The sequence below is a fragment of the Rummeliibacillus pycnus genome, from assembly GCF_050459865.1.
Lineage (GTDB): Bacteria > Bacillota > Bacilli > Bacillales_A > Planococcaceae > Rummeliibacillus > Rummeliibacillus pycnus_B.
This window is the reverse complement of sequence record NZ_JBCMNM010000012.1, coordinates 197,844-215,907: the sequence shown is the minus strand read 5'-3', so window position 1 is coordinate 215,907 and position 18,064 is coordinate 197,844. Positions and strand designations below refer to the sequence as shown.

Below are 18,064 nucleotides of genomic sequence, written 5' to 3'. Positions count from 1 at the left end.
GGAAGAGTAAAATAATAAAATATTAAAATATTAAAAAAAGAAGAGGTCATAATTTATTATGACCTCTTCTCTATGCATTTAAAATGATATATAACGTAAAGGATTAACTAGACCAACTTTTTGACCTTGCCAAGTAGTATTATGCATTTCAAAATGTAAGTGACTACCTGTTGAACGACCTGTCGATCCCATGTAGCCAATTACTTGACCCTTTTTAACAGATTGTCCAACACTAGTATTATAACCACTTAAATGAGCATATACAGTTGTCCAAGTATCTCCTTCAATTGAATGTGTAATCATAATCACATTTCCATAAGTTGATAATGGGCTTGCACGGAATACAACGCCATCAGCAGCAGCAACTATTGGTGTACCTTGCGCATTTGCAATGTCAGTCCCATAGTGCACTTCAGTACCTGCACCAATATCACGGACACCAGAGTTAGATGTTATTCGGCCAGTTGTAGGTCTTGTCCATGTTCCACTAGATACATTAGGAGTTTTCGTTGAATTACTAGAATTGGAAACAGAAGTTGTTCTGGCACTTCTTTGTTTTACTTCAGCTTCTTTACGAGCAACTTCAGCCAGACGAGCTTGTTCTTTTTCAATACTAGCTTGAACTTCTTTGCTAATTGTTAGTGCTTCTGAATATTCTTTTTCTATTAAATTTTTTTCGGATATTAATTTTGATTGTTCAGCTTCTAGTTTATCAATAACTTTATTTTTATTTTTCTTTTGATTATCTAATGAACTCCGTAAAGCCTTTAATTTATCACGATTTTCTTGTTGTTTTAGAAGTTTTTGTTTAAGCTCATTTTGTTGTTCTTCGAGTTTCTTTTTATCATTCATTTGTTCGTTTATAATATCACGGTCAGCTTCCATTAATGTATTTACAGCTGATATTCTGTCTATAAAATCAACAAAACTATTTGTACCTAATAATACATCTATGTAACTAACCGAGCCGCCACTTTCTTGAATAGAACGCGCTCTATCTTTTAATAAAGCATCACGTTCATCTATGTTTTTTTCTAATTTTGCAATAGATTTGTTCAATTTATCTATGTCACTCGTAGTAGCTTCAATATCTGCAAGAATGCTATTGATTTTTACATCGGTACTATTAATTTTAGTATCCAGTTTCTTGATTTGATTCATAAATCCATCAATTTTTGATTCGTTTTGATTGATTGTGGAAGATTTTTGTTTGATTTTAGAAGATAAATCTGATTTTTTTTGATTTACTTCTTGTTGCTGGGTTTTCAAATCATTTAAAGATTCTGCCCCGACACTAACCGATGGAATCGCTACTGTTAGTGCAAATGTTGCCACAATTATTTTTCTTAAATGCTGTGCTTGTGCTTTCAATTAATAACTCACCTCAAGTTAGAAAATTATTAAACTTTTAAAAACTTCCATACTGACATGTAACTACCCATAATAAACTGTGTGACATCAATCGATTGGAGTATCTTACCTTCCAGTTTTGATTGTAGCGTACTATGTAGTTTTGCGTATAAGATACCTTCAAAAAAGGTTGAAGTCTGCAAGCCCCTACCTATTTGCCTCGTATCAATGACAATTAATTCACCTGATGTTGCTTTTTCTTCGCGCTACATTATTTTAATAAATGCTGATTTACCCGTACTGATTGTTCCAAGATATAGTGATTTTTGATATTCATTTTGGTTAGAGCTACGATACCATTCAGGTATTTTTTAAACATCATTTCTATCATTTTTCTACGACTTTTTTCGTGATAAACTTCCTTTTTACATCAAATTCATTATATCTGTTAAATCTCTTGTAAATCTTTACAGTTTTATTTCAAATATTGTTGAATTTTATCTTAAATGTATTATTTGTCTTATATTATAGCTTGAATGTATTTAAAGATATTAGGCGCGCGATATCAAACTCCACCATCAGAGGGTGGATGTAGTTCTGGAGGCCAAAAAGGTGTAGTTGGATATTATGTCCACTGCAATCGATTAAATGGACCAAATGGTAATCATACTTGTTATTCTAGTCACATAGGTGCGCAAGCTATTAAAAACTTCTATCATAGCGAAAAATATCGAGTGTACATTATTAAATAAAATTTATTATGGTTAAAATTAATTTGAAGTAATTAATAAATGAAAGAGGGTGATCCAATGCCTAATACAAATAAACCTAATAAACTCATTCACGAAACTTCACCATACCTATTACAACACGCATATAACCCAGTAAATTGGTATCCATGGGGGGAAGAACCCTTCAAAATTGCAAAGCAAGAAGATAAACCGGTTCTTGTAAGCATTGGATATTCAACATGTCACTGGTGTCACGTTATGGCGCATGAATCATTTGAAGACGAAGAAGTAGCAGGTTTATTAAATGAACATTTTGTTTGCATTAAAGTAGACCGTGAAGAAAGACCAGATATTGATTCGATCTATATGAATGTTTGTCAAATGATGACGGGGTCAGGTGGCTGGCCATTGAATGTCTTTTTAACACCGGATCAAATTCCATTTTATGTCGGGACATATTTTCCTAAACATAGTAAGTATGGAAGACCCGGAATGATGGAGGTTATTCCAAATTTGGCGAAGGTTTATCATGATGATAAGCAACAAATCGCAACAATTGGGGAGAGAGTCGTTACAGCGCTTAATGAAATGGTACAGCAAGAAGTAGCTTCAATACCATCAACCAGAACAAAAGACGCATTCCAAAACTTGCAAGCTCTATTTGATGGACTATATGGCGGTTTTGGGACTGCACCGAAATTTCCAAATGCAAATCAAATTTTATACTTACTTCGCTATTACAAAGTAACAGGAAAAGAAAATGCATTACTTATGGCTACTAAAACGTTAGAGCAAATTCATCTTGGTGGAATTTATGATCATATCGGTTTTGGTTTTGCACGCTATTCAACTGACCAAATTTGGTTAGTACCTCATTTTGAAAAAATGCTGTATGATCAAGCGCTCTTATTGCATTGCTACACAGAGGCTTATCAAATAAACAAAAGTGATACATTTAAGAAAGTTGTTTACAATACCATTCGCTTTTTACAACGAGAAATGCAACATCCAGAGGGTGGATTTTATAGTGCGATTGATGCTGATAGTGAAGGGGTAGAAGGAAAATATTATTTGTGGGATTATGAAGAAATCCTAGAGATTCTCGGGGAAAAGCAAGGTGAAAAATATGCTGAAACCTACGATATTACACATGAGGGGAATTTTGAAGGGAAAAATATTCCGAACTTAATTGAACCGGATTTTCATAAATTGTCCAAAGATGAACTTGAACAATGCCGACAAAAATTACTTCAATATCGAGAGAAACGAGTATACCCTCATTTAGATGATAAAATATTAACAGCATGGAATACATTACTAATGAGCGCATTAGCAAAAGCAGGAGCAGTTTTTGAAGAAGAATCCTTTATTGACCTAGCTAAGAAGATTGATACATTTCTACAAAAGAATTTAGTAAAGGAAAATCAACTTTTGGTTAGCTACCGAGATGGGAAAGCAAAACAAACTGCTTTTATAGACGAATATGCCAATTATTTATGGGCATTAAATGAGCTCTATTTAACAACTGGTGAAAAAGAATACATGAATCGTGCTGAAAAAATGGTTCAACAAATGATCGACCAGTTCCATGATGATGAAAATGGTGGATTCTTCCTAACAAATCATGGTGCAGAAACATTAATCGTTCGTGAAAAAACAGCACTTGATAATGCCTATCCAGCAGGTAATAGTACAGCAGCAATGCAACTTTGGAGACTTGGAAAGTTAACTGAAAAAGAGGAGTATATCCATTTTGCTGATGAACTACTGAATGCTTTTTCAGCAGATATTAATCGCTATCCTGCAGCAACATTATGGTTATTGCAACTGATGTTGGCCCACCAAACAGAATCAAGTGAAATTCATCTGACAAACCCAACAGGTGAAATTAGAAGCGAACTATTCTCTCAATATCGCCCATTTGATGTTTGGCATATAGAAAAGGAAGGCACCTTTGAATTGCAACTATGCCAAAATTATAGCTGTCAATTGGCAATAACAGATCCAACTCAAGCGCTCAAAACATTACAAAAATAATAATGTTTAAAAGCAAAGTGAGAATTTTAACGTTGCTGAAAAGTTTAAGTGGAATCGGCGTAAACTCTTGTATGGAAACGATGTGGCCACCGGAAAAAAAAGTTAGATTTTTATGATGGAAATCTTTTATTGCCATCTTAGTTGAAGTGGAATTAGCGGAGACTCCAGTGGGAATACGAGCTAGACGAGACCCCGGAGCGAAGCGAGGAGGCTCGTCAGTTCGCCCACGGAAAGCGGAGCTAATTCCACTTCATTTAATAGCATATCTATACTATAAAATTTTGTGTTACTACACTGATTTCAGAGGCCAAAAAGCGATATACTTGAGGTCCTCCCCGCAAGAGCTTCCAAGATGGCTCGTCAGCTCGCCCGCGGAAAGAGAAACCGATTCCAATTCCAATTCAAGTTTGTACTATGAAAATTAGAATACAATAGATATTAATTGCCCTTTGAGTTTTCTTTAGGCAATTTTTTGTGTAATTTTAAGACATATGGTAAAAATAAAGAAAATAGTCATATCTAAAGGGGAAGAAATATGAAATCAGATTTACATATGAGAGAAATCAAACAAACAGAGATATCTCAATCCATAGAACTACTGAATTATGTCTTTCAAGTTAATTTATCCATAAACAAAGATCGTTTATTTGTATCCGCAAAATCCACTCAATTTGATGAGGGGGCTGCACTTGGTTGGTTTGATGGAGATCAACTAGTAGCTCAAATATTGAACTTACCTTTCGAAGTAAATATCCATAATCGAGTATACAAAATGGGAGGTATGACGGCTGTAGGTACCTACCCTGAATATTCAAGGCATGGTTTGATGCACAAACTGATTTATGCAAGCCTTGAGCAAATGAAAAAAGATGGCTATTCTATTTCCTATTTGTTTCCTTATTCCATTCCTTATTATCGCAAAAAAGGATTTGAAATTATGAGTGATATTGTAGAGTATCAAATACGAGATACGCAAATTCCCCATTATGATGATATTCCTGGACAAGTAAGACGATTATCAACTACACATGATGATGTAAAAGATGTATATCATCAATTTGCTATGCGTACTCATGGTGCGATGATTAGAAATGACATTTCATGGAATGAAAAATATCAAGAAGATTATTGGGAAGAGAAATTTATTGATAGTGATGCAAACTTACAGGCTGCAGTTTACTACGATGAAGAAGGCAATGCACTTGGATATATGTTTTACCGTATTATGGAGGAAGACTTCTATATTGATGAATTAATTACGTTAAAGGAAGTGGCTCGTAAAGCACTTTGGAATTTCGTTTATGCACATCAATCAATGGTATATAAAGTATTTGGTAAAACGACAGGAAATGAAGCAGTTGCATTTTTAATGCAAGACAGCGAAATTAAACAAAGTTTATCACCATATTTTATGGCAAGAATAGTTGATTTAAAGGCATTTGTGGAACAATTCCCGTTTTCAAGTCAAGAATTTCAAATGCGTTGGGCTGTTAGTGATCCTTTGGCTGAGTGGAATCATGGAACCTTTGAAATTATTTCAAAGGAAGGGGTAGTTCAAATACAGAAAGTGAATAATGCATTAGAAGATAATGCTGTGAAAATGACTGTGCAAACGTTAATTACGATGTTGCTCGGATATTTAAGACCAACTTATCTTCATAATATCGAAAGACTTAAAGGTGATGCAACATCCATCGCATTATTAGAGAATATTATTCCGACAGGTGTTCCAACTTTCGTGGATTACTTCTAAATAATAGAATAAATGGTAACTTCTTTAGTATATCAATTAAATACCAAAAAAAATTTAACGAAAATAAAAGAATTAACAAACTCCAAACTTGTTTTTCATGTATACTAATGAATAAGGAGTATAAAGGAGAATGGCATGAATGAATAAAGACCTAACTGCGATTGATGACTTAAAAGAAGAAATACCTATTCATTGGTCAAGTGAAGAAACAGGAGATTTTTTGCAAAATTTTGTTGCAAAACTACAATATTTAAATGAATTACTTTCACAAAATTCATATGTAAAAGAAACAGCTAAAGTATTGAATTATATTATTAAGGATGCGACAAATAGCACAATGGTTTTACTTGCAGGTATGACCGGGACAGGTAAAACAAGTTTAGTCAATGCCTTATTAAGAAGACCTATTATGAGTCATAATTTAAAAGTAACTACTGCTGTTAACTCCATTATTTGTTTTGGTGAAAAAGAAGAAGTCCGTGCTCATTTTTTGGACGGTCAAGTTGCTACATTTGATATTGATAAAGTGGAGTTGTTCACTACTTTAGATACATCAAGTGCACAAATTTTGAGAGAAGGTCTTGATTTCATTGAAATATATTTACGAAACGATCTCTTGAAAATGATTACATTAATAGATACAACTCCTTTACATGTTTCAGGAAATGAGTCTGCATACATAAAAGAGACTATATTAAATAGAGCAGATGATGTTTTTTGGATATTTAAATATGGGCAAAAAATTGAACCAGCTGAGATAAAATTACTTGAAAAATTAAAAGGAAATAATGTTATTCCTATTGGTATCTTAAATGGAATTGATTTGATTGATGGAAACACAGATGTTGAAATTTCAATGTATGAAGAACAAGTGTCTAAGTATATCCGAAAAGTAGTAGGAGTATCTGCAAAAGAGGCATCAGAGGCTATATTAGAAGAAAATAATGAAAAATGGATACAGAGTCAAATGGATTTACTTCTATCTGAATTGGAAAAAACAGCCAACAATCATGCCAAAAGGCTATCCTATATTACAGAACGATTTCTTCATTGGTTAAAAAGATTCCAAACAGAAATAGAAATTATTAAGGAAAGAGAACCATACTTTACATCTTACTCAGTCATTAAAGGTTATGTGGAAGATTTAGAAAATATTGAGATTAGAGAAGTGGAACAAAATAAGCATCTTGTTGAATTGGTATCACTTTATGAAAAACAAAGTATCGTTTTTAAAGAAGTCGGTACTTTGTATCAGCTACTCAAAGAAATTAACACAAAACCGTTTAGTGATAAACATGAAATAATTACTTTTAAAGAACAAGCAGAACACTATCTTTCATCTGTGAGGGAATATCGAAAACTACATCATGAATACGATGTTGAATATCAAGAAATCGATAAAAAGCACAGGAAAATAAATGGAATGAGTTTATTAAAAAATATATTTGGTAAACGAGATGAAGATACGTATTTTAAAGAAAAAATTGAACTATTAAACGAAAAACAGCAAAAATTAGAAAAAGAATATGATTTACTTAAATTAGAGGAAGAAAAGCTATCAAATTTATTTAATGATACAAAAGAATTGTTAAATCAAGTTGTTCAAAATAAATTAGCATCTTTTTCGAAAGAATTCACTACAATCGAATTTCAAAGAAATTCACAAAACTCTAAAATTCAATTTGCAATTAAGAAATTAGAGGGATTTGATAGTATTGTAGAAGCACAATCCTTCATCATGAAATTTGTAAACGATTATGTTTTACTAGATGATTTCATCATGTCTAAAGAAGAAAAGAAACAATTAGAACATACATTGGAAATCATCAAAAATGCAAATTTTGATTATCAAACATATATCGATCAATATCAACAAGCGAGTCCGTTAAGTAATAATAAAATTCAGTCGATGGTAGCAGAAAAAAATCCATTCTACCCACTTGAAATGACGGTAGATGATATGGTTGCACATTACGAGGAACCACCAAAATTAGTGAAAATAAATAATCAATAACCTAGATTATATATAGTTTTCTAAAAAGGTGAACAATACGTATACGGTATTTTCAAGAATCTAGCGATTTCTACCTATAAATAATTCAGTAAAAAAAGATGTCCGTAATGGGCATCTTTTTTTAGGGATAAAAAGTTATAATTCATCTTATAATATTTTCCAAAAACGTGATAACTATCTCTTATGTATCTGTCTAGCTTATTTTTATATAATGTATATGGAAATAATTTAATTAAATAGAAATATGCATGAAATAAGAGGGTGTAGAATTGGATTATCCAATATGTACATTACATAAAGTAAAATCAGCTAGGGTAGTTATGGAGCAAAAAATTATAATTTTTTGTCCAGAATGTGCAAGGAAGAATATGGATAAGATTGTAACTCTAGAAAACCAGATAAAATTTTCTGAAGAAATTACTTGGTTAAATCATGAGAAAAAGATAGTCTTTTCAGATCTTTGGAAAGGAATCGTACTAAGTGTCTATTTGCTATTGATTCCTTTTGTTATTGGTTTAATTTATCCACTTTCTTACAGTGAATATTATAGTGATCGTGTAGCCTTCATTTTTCGAACCTTTTATTTACATATCATAAGCTTTTTATTGGTTGGTATTTTTCTCATTATTGGATTATATTATATAGTTCAAGCAATAAAAAAAATTTCCTCCATTCAACAGAAAAGGGAGAAGCTTATTGAAACTACTAATGAAATAACAGACATTTTAAATCAATTTTTGTCTTCTGAAAGAATTGAAATCATAGATGATTTAATTCAAGGATTAAGGAATCGCTTTGACCAGAACTACTTAAAACAGGTACCGATGTCTCAAATGTCGATGCGTGAGTTACAGGTTTTTGTTGTAAAATCCTTAAAAAAATTAGGATACAAAAATATTCAAATTAATAATCATTTTGATTCATTTGACATCCATTTATTTGCAGAGAACGAACATGGAAAAAATTCAATCAGCATCGTAAAAGGTGAACTGGTAATCACAATGGATGATGTCCATAAAATAGCTATTGGGAAGGCGTATTTTGATTGCGATCAATGCATTTTGGTAACTGCTTCGAAAATGACCGAAGATGCAAAAAAACTAGCAGACCAATATTATATAGATGTTTGGAATCAGGAGAAAATAGATGAAAATATAAATAACAATGTAACAGATGAGTGGGTAAGATATTTGGAACATTACTATGATTACTCAGATAGAGATTTGGATAGTTATACAAAATACGAATTACAAAGAATGAAGAAAATCTCATAGGTTGATTATAAAAAAAGGAGACGCTGTTTAAGCGCTCCTTTTAACTATTTGAAAATCTTTTGAATAGCTGAGTCATGAAGTATGCAATAATGACAGAAAAGACTGCCATGATTATAGATGGTAGAAATGTCGTGTTGCCAAAGCTAATTTCTTGAAGTAAATAACTACTTGTTAACCAGGATTCAGAAAGATTTGGGTGGTATATAGAAGTAAGGAAAAACCCTGATAATACTTGAGTCATACAAAACAAAACGATAAAACTGATGATAAAGATCATGAAGTTTTTCACAATCTCACCTCCTTGTCTACAATATTTACGGTTGAACTATTAGGAAGATTCATTAATTTTTTTGAAAATAAGAACTTTTATTTTAATGGAATTTTCATTTTTACTTTTCCATCTAAATAATTTGGATAGCTATCAAAATAAATTCGTACTGGATTTTGCATTTTATTTGCATCAAACGAATAAGTGGTTTGTATAAAACTCTCATTCTCACTAAATGAACTAGAACTACTTTCTAAATTGAATGTTTTATTTTGAGCATCAACTGCAGAAGAAAAGAAATGGTTGATGACACTTGTATCTTTTGTTCGATACTTTACAGCTATGGTATCAGGTGAATAAAAGGAAAAATCTAATTTGGCCAATTTTGGCTTGTTAAGGATTTTCTTTTTCTTAAAATCGACCACAATATATTCTTCACCTTTTGGTAAAGCTTCAACATTGTCTAGTATTAAGGTAAGTTCTTTAGGTTTCCTAAAATAATTACTTTGAATAAATAAACTAAAGTCTCCATCAGATAGTGAACCAAATCCGCTAGTGCCATTCACAATGTTACCCCATTTTTCTCCATTTTCATCAATTAGCTTAGCAGTACCAATTCTTAAAATTTCTTGAGTGTTGTTTTTATCCGCAGCTAACTGAATCTCTGCTCTTAAAGGAGAAATTTTTAATTTTTTTAAATGAATCATTTGACCATCTACTCTTGGATTTTCATTTAAATTATACGTTTTAGTGGGCTGTATTTGTTTTTGTAATGTAAATGGAATCGAAAATTTTGTTTGATTGCTATCATCAAATGAAAGATTTAGTTCAAAGTTTGGATGATCATATGAAATGGAATTATTTGATACGATTTCTATTTTATTTTTAATGGTTTTTGATTTAGGACCAGAAGTCCATCCATAACTAATTGATGCTTTTTTTACTTCTTTACCATTTTGTAACAGATTTGCTTTCTCAGTTTTTAATCTTGAGATATCGTATGGCGCTTCTACTTGATAGAACAAAATCATTCCACTTTCATCCGCAACGGTACCCAGTAGAGTAAATGTAAGATCGTTTTTGGTTTCGGTAATATTTAATGTCTCATAGTAATCTTGTTTCAATATATCTTTAACACCTTTGTCAAACCGTATCATTTCAACTAAAGGTGCAAAACCTGGAATCTTTTCAATTGTTTGTGCAAAAGTAGGGGATAATCGTATACATGTGACAAAGAACAATGTTAAAAGGGCAACTATGCTTGCTGCTGTAAAGAAATGGTGTTTTTTTCGCTTTGTTTTTTGGTATTTTCTTGATCCTTCATTTCGAGCAATTTGCAACGCATCTTTTGGTACTTCAATTTGATTAAGCTCTTGAATAAGTTTTTGCATTTGTTGATCATTAAAATCTTGCATTTAATATTCCTCCTTTCCAATAAGCGTTCGTAATTTCTTCAAAGTTGAGTGTAATCTAGATTTAACAGTACCTTCTGGAATTTGCTTAATTTGTGCTATTTCTTGATTTTTTAAGTCTTGGAAGTATTTAAGATAGATTAATTCCTGTTGATCATTTGGAAGCTTTTCTATAAAATCAATGATTTCAAAATGATTCTCATCCGAAGCACTTGTCATTTCAAGTTGCGTATTATATATAAGTTTTTCTTGCTTCTTTTTCATATCAAGACAAATATTGATGAGTATCCGAACTAGCCATGTATTGAGATAAGCAGGTTCTTCAACGGTATATATTTTTTTAAAAGTACGATATGTCAACTCTTGAATGGCATCTATTGCATCATGTTCATTTCGTAAATAAGCAAAGGCTATTCGATAGAGTGAATCTTCATTTTCTTTAAGTAATGCTAATATTGCCTCATCATTTCCAGCAATCGCTCGTTTTGCAAGTTCAATTTTTTCCACACTTCCACCTCCTTGTACTTATTAGACCGTTTGAATAGATATTTCGTTCAGAATATTTTTATTTTACATGAACTTTTTCTAAATAATAGAAAATGAGTCAATTTCATCATGAGAAATTCATATGAAATATACAAATATTTTATTAGATTCAATTTTATTCATTGTGGAGTTAAAGATGGGGAGACCAGTATAAGCTTGAGCTGAAAGGCACGCAGGAACATAGTGAATGGACTGGAAAAGTAAAAATAGATGAAAATTTATAAAAAAATCTTGTATAGCTATCTTAGTTGATGTGGAATTAGCGAAGACTCCTGCAGGAAAGCGAGAAAGGTGAGACTCCGCAGACAGCTAGGAGGTGCCGAGGAGGCTCAACGCTCGCCCGCGGAAAGCGAAGCTAATTCCACATCATACAGAAAACAGATTAATACTATTGATATATGACATTAAACACTTATTCAGTTCCCAAAATGTTATGACGAGTAAATTGATGGCAAGCCCGTGGAAAGCGCCGTTTGTATCGGAACATGCATATCTGAATAGTGAAAAGTTAATGTGTTGAAATGTTCCTATTTAAAAACCTAAAATGGATTTATGAAATGGATCCAAATAGAGAAAGTAGCGTAATAGTTGTTTTTAACACAAATTTCCCGAGAAATAATTGATTGAAAATTCAGATTTGTAGGCGGATAAGGGGAGAAATGAATACAAAATAAAAAGTTCTAAAGAAAAATAAATTTCCTATAGAACTTTTGAGTCGAGTACATATTGTATTTTAATAAAAAACTTTATCTGTATTGTATTTTGCACGTAATACGTTAATCGCATATGTTTCGTAAATTTCACGTTCCATTGGATCTTCTACGATAAATGCTTCGATTTTGTGTACTTCGTCACGATGGTTCTTTAATGGTGATACATTATCTTCAAAGTGTTTTTTTAAGCGTGGGCGCATTTTACGTGCTTTCCCTACAAAAAGTAATACATTGTCTTTGTTGAAGAAAAGAAGTAGGCCACCTTTATCGCGTGGGATTTTATGGAAATCGATAAATCCGAAAACAGAAGGGATTATTGCTTCTCCTTCTACTGGTTTTTGTTCGCGTTGGCGAATAACTACATCTGGTTTTGGCATTTCAATTTTAATCAAAAAAATTCACGTCCTCATATTCATATAGACTTTATGCTAACATAAATCTAGCGGAAAAGCCAGTACAGCTATATTATATGGATAGAGTAGTTTTGCTAAAAAAGGAGTGTGTCTTAATGAACGAATGGCCAAAAGGTATCGCAAAGCCAGGAATCCGTGCATTAAATTCTGCAGGATTATATTCAATTGCTGATTTATCAAAAATCGAGGAAAAAGAACTAATGACATTACACGGCATGGGGAAAAGGACTTTAGAGGTATTGAAGAAAGAAATGGAAGAACAGGGGATTCAATTTAAAGCAAACGAATAAAAAAGATATACGGACTCTCTTATTTAAAAGGGCAATGATTGCAATAAGAAAAAAGAGTTGATTTTACACATTCGTAGAACCAACTCAATTTTTTAAATTAAACCAACAATTTTTAGATTAAACTGTATTGGTTTGTGCTCATTAAAATATTACTGTCTATAACGTAATTCTATTTTTTTAATTTCGTTATATAGTAATTTTACGGTGTCACTTGGATCTTCAATTGTTTCTTCATCTGCTTCAGCTTCTTTTAATAGCGTTACTTCATTGTTTAACTTTTCCATTTTTTGATCAAGATGAGCAGCAACTTCTGCGGCTTCTTTTAGCTCATCTGTTAAGTGGCTAGGCACTTTTTTATTATATTTATAGTAGATTTTATGCTCTAAACTAGCCCAAAAATCCATAGCAATTGTACGAATTTGCATTTCAACAAAGACGTATTCCTCACCGTAAGTCATAAATACAGGAATTTTAATAATAATATGAAGGCTTTGATACCCATTTGGTTTAGGATTTTTAATATAATCTTTTACTTCAATCACATCGATATCTTCTTGTGATTGAATCATATCTGCAATACGATAGATATCTGATACAAAAGAACAAATGATACGAATTCCAGCGATGTCATGAATGTTTTCTTGAATGGATGGAATCGACAGGGGAAGCTTTTTCTTTTGAACTTTTTTTAAAATACTCTCTGGTGATTTCACACGTGTATTCACATGTTCGATTGGATTGTATTCATGAATAAGTTGAAATTCTTCCTGTAAAATATTGACCTTCGTGCTGATTTCAGCTAGCGCAAATTTATAAAGTAACATGCAACGAGTAACTTCATGTCGGAACTTTTTCAATTGCTCACTGTCTATTTTTGAATTATTTAGCATCAATTTCACCTTGCCTTAATGTAATCGTTCTAAGTGTATTTTCTCAAATTTAAGAGGATAACGCATGTGAATTATTAAAAGAAATTAAAAGTATTATCTGGTACTGTTTGAATAATAGATTGTCATTAAAAAAATAATATACGATAACTATCTTCTTGACAACTTTCTTAAATCAGCTATTTTTTATATAGAAAGGAAGTTTTAAAGATGAATATAAAAGTATTTCTCCTCAGAATTATTGCCATTATTATTTTTATCATAGGAATTTATATGGTGCAAGTGAAAGAAGGAGCAAGTTACTATTATTTGTTATCATTAGCAGCCTTTGCAGCTTTTTTCTACATCGACGATTACGCAAAAAAACATAAGAAGAATCTGTAAAAAAGCTATTCGAATGAATAGCTTTTTTACATGGATTGAGTGGAGCAAAAGAGTTCGCGAGTGGAGCAAAAGAGTTCGCGAGTGGAGCAAAAGAGTTCACGAGTGAAGCAAAAGAATCCGCGAGTGGAGCAAAAGTATCCGCGAGTGGAGCAAAAGTATTCGCGAGTGAAGCAAAAGAACCCGCGAGTGAAGCAAAAGAACTCGCGAGTGAAGCGAAAGAATTCACGAGTGAAGCGAAAGAACCCGCGAGTGAAGCAAAAGCCCCCCACGAGTAAAGCAAAATATTTAAAATGAGAAAAAATCTGCCTAGATTAATTAAAAACTGATCCAAGTTTATCAAAAATTCACCAAATATCCTTCAAATTCAAACCTTTAAAGTTATATTCCCGCTATATCCACATCTAGTTTCCTCTAATTGTACTCTTTAATTGTGACCATTTTGTTTCAATTCATCGTTCTTGGTTCGGAAATAGAGAAAATAGCATTGAACAAAGGAAATGTATGCATATAATAGAAAATATGGAGGTGCGAAGTGTGGAACTAAAGTTTTGTATAGAAAATGAAGAAATATTAATAACGCCATATTATAATGACTTTTTCTTTGAGAATATAAAAATATTCGTAAAAACTGCTAAGTATGAAAAAAACAAGCTTTTTCAATCAGCTTTGCATGGTAAATTTTTATTAAATTTAGGTGAAGCGATAATTGAAATCTTGAAAACTGGACAGGAACAAAAAGTGAAATCCATTGGCGAGCCTCATATATATGAAATTTCCTTACAGTCTGATACCGGAGAAATTATGATAAAAGAACTTATAAAACAGAAGGTCATTCAAAAATATACTTACCCAAAAGAAGAGTTTTTAAAAGCATTAGCAAACGAAAGCAAACATTATCTGCAGACCATAAAAAAGGTAAATCCAAGAATCGCATTAGAAGACCAATATCAATTATTAGCAAGCTGTTATGTTTATTTTGATAGACCTCCAATTATGGATTATAGTATTCAGAATCTTTGACCGCAATCTTATAAAATTATATAATGGCAACATGATTGTATAAGGAGTGGGTCTTTTGGAGAAGGAATGGACATTTATGATAGATGGCACTGAACATCTTCGTAAAGAAATGGAAGAAGTATACACTCAACTACCGATTGAAAATAGAGACGGTGAAGAATTCGTAACAATTAAATATAAAGATTTCAAAAAGCTTGTTGATTTTTATATAAAAGAACATTCTTCAGATTTGCCATTTTAATAGAAACTTTGAAAACTCATCAATATTGGATGGGTTTTTATTTTTTTTACAGAAATTTTTATAGTTGGTTCATGTGTTACTATAAGAAGAGGATTTATATTGCTGCATAGAAAGGAAGCTGTACTTGAAATATCAAATTCCCGAAATTCTAACAATGTCGAATACAGAGCGCAAAATGATAATAGAAGAGGGTTCAACTCCTATCTTAAAAGAAATGTTACTACATATAGGGCATCCTGATGAAAATATTCGTGATCATCAAAATTTACGATTATTTTTAGAGCTTATTCAATATGACTTATTGTCCTCCGACGATAAACAGTATTTAGTTTCACAACTAACACAATCACTGTATTTTCACTTTAATATTGGAGATAAGGACACAGATTCTATTTTCCAACGTTCCTTATCTGCTATGTGGCTTACTTACCTAATCAGAAGTGATGCGGAAGGAGCATTCTTAACAAAAGACCAATATGATGAAATTTTGCAGCTTACCACTAGTTATTTATCAAAGGAGAAAGATACAAGAGGATATATTGATGGAAAAGGGTGGGCATATGGTATTGCCAATGGAGCTGATCTAGTACTAGCACTTATTCAACATCCAAAATTCGATATATATCAAGCTGCACCGATTTTGCAGAGTATTCGAGATTGTTTCTGGAAAGATACAGTTTATGTTGATGATGAAGAAGAACGGTTTGTGGAAATCATTGAAGCACTTATTCGAGAAGGCATAGATGAAAAACTACTTATTGAATGGGTGGAACAAGTATTTGACTCATTAGAGTATTGTAAGCAAAGTAGCGGCTACAGTCCATCATTATTAAAAGCAAGAACTCAAACCCTTCATTTTATGAAAACTTTTTATTTCGCATTAAAATTCCGACAAGTAATGCCGGAGTTGCAAGGTGTTGTTTCACATTTTATTGGAAAATGGATGAAAATTGGATAAAAATATTCATTTGCTAGGAGGAGACATAATGATAGAAAAGCTTTTTATTGATTCAATCCAACAACGTTTTACAGATATAAAAAAACAGGGCGATGGTACAATTTCACAATTATCGATTGAAGAAATGCAATGGATTCCAAATTCAGATTCAAATAGTATAGCGATTTTAATGAAACATATTTGTGGAAATATTGATTCTAGAAGTACGGATTTTCTTACAACTGATGGTGAAAAGTCTTCAAGAAATAGAGATGATGAATTTGTAGATGATTCATTTTCAAAAGAAGAATTGATAGCTTCATGGGAGAAATCATGGAATTTATTATTTCAAACTATTGAACAGTTATCACCAACAGATTTAGAAAAAAACGTAATGTTAAAAGGGAAAGAAATTTCAGTTGTTGAGGCATTGCATAGACAATTAGCACATTATGCAACACATGTTGGGCAAATTATGTATATTGGTAAACTGATTAAAAAAGAACAATGGAAAACATTAAGTATACCGAAAAAGGCATAAAGAAAAGCTCGTTTCTAAATATTGAAACGAGCTTTTTCTTTTAGTGAGTTACATGAGCATGTTTTGCAGCATGTTGATCTTTTTTGGTGATACATATTTTTAATAATGGCGGTGTTACTATCGTTGTAAAGACAACCGCAATGATCATTGGGGTGTAATATTCTTGAGAGAATAATCCAGCAGAGAAACCTATGGATGAAGTAATTAATGCAACTTCACCTCGAGATACCATTGCTGTACCAATTAATGTAGAAGATAGCATATTAAATCCTGTGATTTTCGCACCAAATCCTGCGCCAATAACTTTCGTAAGAACAGACACTACACATAAAATGATTATCAGCCAAATATGATCTCCGATTCCTTTAAACGTTACAGATAGACCGATACTTGTAAAGAATACTGGAATGAAGATTACACTAACTGAAGGTAATAGTTTGTCTTCGAATTGTTCGCGATGTTTGTCATTTGCAAGAGATAGGCCCGCAAAGAATGCACCGATAATATTACTGATTCCCATAAACTCAGCGAAATAAGCATATGAAAAGCAAAGAACTACAGCAAATACCATTGAAAGATCAGGAATTTTAAATTTATCAATTGTTTTTGAAATAGCAGGGACAACCTTCCAGTTACAAATAACGATGGCTGCAAAGAAAACTACTTGTTTCATCAACACCATTGGTATTGAAGTATCCCCACCTACAGTAATACTCATAACAATCGCAAGTAAGATTAAACCAATAATATCATCCGCAATTGCAGCGCCAAGGACAGTTGCACTTTCCCGAGTATTCATCTGACCCAGTTCGCGGAATGTTTGAACAGAAATACTAACAGAAGTAGCTGTTAAAACGATCCCTAAAAACAATGAATGAGATGGATCCATTCCAAATCCAATCCCTACTAAATATCCTCCAATAAGAGGAAGAACCACACCAAATGAGGCAACAGTTAAGGCTGACTTTAAATTCAATGTTAAATCTTTAAGATTGGTTTCAAGACCTGCAAAAAACATAAGGAAGATTACCCCAAGTTCACTGAAGGTATGTATTAAATCATCTTTACCGTTACTTTCTACAAGCCCCAAGATAGCAGGACCAATAATAATCCCTACTATAATTTCACCTAGAACACTAGGTTGTCCAAATTTTGTAGCTATATATCCGGCAATTTTAGTTGCTAAGATGATAATAACTAGCTGAATAAGTAACTCCATAAGTACGCCCTCCAATAGCACAAAAGAAAAGAAA

The 18,064-nt window shown here is 32.2% G+C and carries 18 protein-coding genes; 11 read left to right on the top strand and 7 right to left on the bottom strand.

Features of this window, described 5'->3' with window-relative positions:
* Window positions 1-78: 78 nt before the first annotated feature.
* The gene (locus ABE048_RS02745; protein ID WP_430308963.1) at window positions 79-1,371 is read right to left on the bottom strand and encodes a murein hydrolase activator EnvC family protein; all 1,293 of its coding nucleotides are present in this window, start codon (window positions 1,369-1,371) and stop codon (window positions 79-81) included.
* Between the two features lie 788 nt (window positions 1,372-2,159).
* Between ABE048_RS02745 and ABE048_RS02740 the strand changes: the two genes are divergently transcribed.
* The 4 genes from ABE048_RS02740 to ABE048_RS02725 all read left to right on the top strand — a co-directional run bounded on the left by ABE048_RS02740 (window position 2,160) and on the right by ABE048_RS02725 (window position 9,159).
* Window positions 2,160-4,118 carry a thioredoxin domain-containing protein gene (locus tag ABE048_RS02740; RefSeq protein ID WP_430308962.1) on the top strand — a complete coding sequence of 653 codons (1,959 nt, stop codon included), beginning with the start codon at window positions 2,160-2,162 and terminating at the stop codon, window positions 4,116-4,118.
* Between the two features lie 535 nt (window positions 4,119-4,653).
* Window positions 4,654-5,871: a GNAT family N-acetyltransferase gene (locus ABE048_RS02735; RefSeq protein ID WP_430308961.1), complete on the top strand. Its 1,218-nt coding sequence runs from the start codon at window positions 4,654-4,656 to the stop codon at window positions 5,869-5,871.
* 139 nt (window positions 5,872-6,010) lie between these two features.
* Window positions 6,011-7,885 carry a dynamin family protein gene (locus ABE048_RS02730; protein ID WP_430308960.1) on the top strand — a complete coding sequence of 625 codons (1,875 nt, stop codon included), beginning with the start codon at window positions 6,011-6,013 and terminating at the stop codon, window positions 7,883-7,885.
* Between the two features lie 320 nt (window positions 7,886-8,205).
* On the top strand, window positions 8,206-9,159 hold the full coding sequence (locus tag ABE048_RS02725; RefSeq protein WP_430308959.1) for a restriction endonuclease: 954 nt from the start codon (window positions 8,206-8,208) through the stop codon (window positions 9,157-9,159).
* 40 nt (window positions 9,160-9,199) lie between these two features.
* Here ABE048_RS02725 and ABE048_RS02720 read toward each other — a convergent pair whose 3' ends face one another.
* From ABE048_RS02720 to ABE048_RS02705, 4 genes are all read right to left on the bottom strand, one after another.
* Window positions 9,200-9,448 carry a hypothetical protein gene (locus ABE048_RS02720; RefSeq protein WP_430308958.1) on the bottom strand — a complete coding sequence of 83 codons (249 nt, stop codon included), beginning with the start codon at window positions 9,446-9,448 and terminating at the stop codon, window positions 9,200-9,202.
* 77 nt (window positions 9,449-9,525) lie between these two features.
* Complete coding sequence (locus ABE048_RS02715) at window positions 9,526-10,842, bottom strand: DUF4179 domain-containing protein (RefSeq protein WP_430308956.1); 1,317 nt, start codon at window positions 10,840-10,842, stop codon at window positions 9,526-9,528.
* On the bottom strand, window positions 10,843-11,346 hold the full coding sequence (locus ABE048_RS02710; protein ID WP_430308955.1) for a sigma-70 family RNA polymerase sigma factor: 504 nt from the start codon (window positions 11,344-11,346) through the stop codon (window positions 10,843-10,845). It lies immediately after the preceding gene.
* Between the two features lie 772 nt (window positions 11,347-12,118).
* Window positions 12,119-12,490 (bottom strand): nucleotide excision repair endonuclease, encoded by a 372-nt coding sequence (locus ABE048_RS02705; protein ID WP_430308954.1) that lies wholly within the window; start codon window positions 12,488-12,490, stop codon window positions 12,119-12,121.
* Between the two features lie 116 nt (window positions 12,491-12,606).
* Here ABE048_RS02705 and ABE048_RS02700 point away from each other — a divergent pair, with 116 nt between their 5' ends.
* Complete coding sequence (locus tag ABE048_RS02700; protein ID WP_430308952.1) at window positions 12,607-12,801, top strand: hypothetical protein; 195 nt, start codon at window positions 12,607-12,609, stop codon at window positions 12,799-12,801.
* Between the two features lie 149 nt (window positions 12,802-12,950).
* Here ABE048_RS02700 and ABE048_RS02695 read toward each other — a convergent pair whose 3' ends face one another.
* The gene (locus tag ABE048_RS02695; RefSeq protein ID WP_430308950.1) at window positions 12,951-13,691 is read right to left on the bottom strand and encodes a GTP pyrophosphokinase; all 741 of its coding nucleotides are present in this window, start codon (window positions 13,689-13,691) and stop codon (window positions 12,951-12,953) included.
* A 207-nt stretch (window positions 13,692-13,898) separates the two neighbouring features.
* On the opposite strand from ABE048_RS02695, the gene ABE048_RS02690 reads away from it, so the two are divergent.
* From ABE048_RS02690 to ABE048_RS02665, 6 genes are all read left to right on the top strand, one after another.
* Complete coding sequence (locus tag ABE048_RS02690) at window positions 13,899-14,072, top strand: hypothetical protein (RefSeq protein WP_430308948.1); 174 nt, start codon at window positions 13,899-13,901, stop codon at window positions 14,070-14,072.
* A gap of 35 nt (window positions 14,073-14,107) precedes the next feature.
* Complete coding sequence (locus ABE048_RS02685; protein ID WP_430308947.1) at window positions 14,108-14,347, top strand: hypothetical protein; 240 nt, start codon at window positions 14,108-14,110, stop codon at window positions 14,345-14,347.
* 259 nt (window positions 14,348-14,606) lie between these two features.
* Entirely contained in the window at window positions 14,607-15,092 is a 486-nt protein-coding gene (locus ABE048_RS02680; protein WP_430308946.1) for a hypothetical protein, read from the top strand.
* 55 nt (window positions 15,093-15,147) lie between these two features.
* The gene (locus ABE048_RS02675; RefSeq protein WP_430308944.1) at window positions 15,148-15,333 is read left to right on the top strand and encodes a hypothetical protein; all 186 of its coding nucleotides are present in this window, start codon (window positions 15,148-15,150) and stop codon (window positions 15,331-15,333) included.
* A 124-nt stretch (window positions 15,334-15,457) separates the two neighbouring features.
* Window positions 15,458-16,291, top strand: coding sequence for a DUF2785 domain-containing protein (locus ABE048_RS02670; protein WP_430308943.1), 834 nt, complete (start codon window positions 15,458-15,460; stop codon window positions 16,289-16,291).
* A 28-nt stretch (window positions 16,292-16,319) separates the two neighbouring features.
* Complete coding sequence (locus ABE048_RS02665; protein WP_430308941.1) at window positions 16,320-16,811, top strand: DUF1572 family protein; 492 nt, start codon at window positions 16,320-16,322, stop codon at window positions 16,809-16,811.
* A gap of 40 nt (window positions 16,812-16,851) precedes the next feature.
* Here the strand turns inward: ABE048_RS02665 and ABE048_RS02660 are convergent, their stop codons facing one another.
* Window positions 16,852-18,030, bottom strand: coding sequence for a cation:proton antiporter (locus tag ABE048_RS02660; RefSeq protein ID WP_430308940.1), 1,179 nt, complete (start codon window positions 18,028-18,030; stop codon window positions 16,852-16,854).
* Window positions 18,031-18,064: the final 34 nt, after the last annotated feature.

Excerpts from the sequence above, each read along its gene's own strand:
- ABE048_RS02740 (WP_430308962.1), top strand. The coding sequence starts at position 2,160 with ATGCCTAATACAAATAAACCTAATAAACTCATTCACGAAACTTCACCA.
- ABE048_RS02735 (WP_430308961.1), top strand. The coding sequence starts at position 4,654 with ATGAAATCAGATTTACATATGAGAGAAATCAAACAAACAGAGATATCT.
- ABE048_RS02730 (WP_430308960.1), top strand. The coding sequence starts at position 6,011 with ATGAATAAAGACCTAACTGCGATTGATGACTTAAAAGAAGAAATACCT.
- ABE048_RS02725 (WP_430308959.1), top strand. The coding sequence starts at position 8,206 with ATGGAGCAAAAAATTATAATTTTTTGTCCAGAATGTGCAAGGAAGAAT.
- ABE048_RS02715 (WP_430308956.1), bottom strand. The coding sequence starts at position 10,842 with ATGCAAGATTTTAATGATCAACAAATGCAAAAACTTATTCAAGAGCTT.
- ABE048_RS02700 (WP_430308952.1), top strand. The coding sequence starts at position 12,607 with ATGAACGAATGGCCAAAAGGTATCGCAAAGCCAGGAATCCGTGCATTA.
- ABE048_RS02695 (WP_430308950.1), bottom strand. The coding sequence starts at position 13,691 with ATGCTAAATAATTCAAAAATAGACAGTGAGCAATTGAAAAAGTTCCGA.
- ABE048_RS02690 (WP_430308948.1), top strand. The coding sequence starts at position 13,899 with ATGAATATAAAAGTATTTCTCCTCAGAATTATTGCCATTATTATTTTT.
- ABE048_RS02665 (WP_430308941.1), top strand. The coding sequence starts at position 16,320 with ATGATAGAAAAGCTTTTTATTGATTCAATCCAACAACGTTTTACAGAT.
- ABE048_RS02660 (WP_430308940.1), bottom strand. The coding sequence starts at position 18,030 with ATGGAGTTACTTATTCAGCTAGTTATTATCATCTTAGCAACTAAAATT.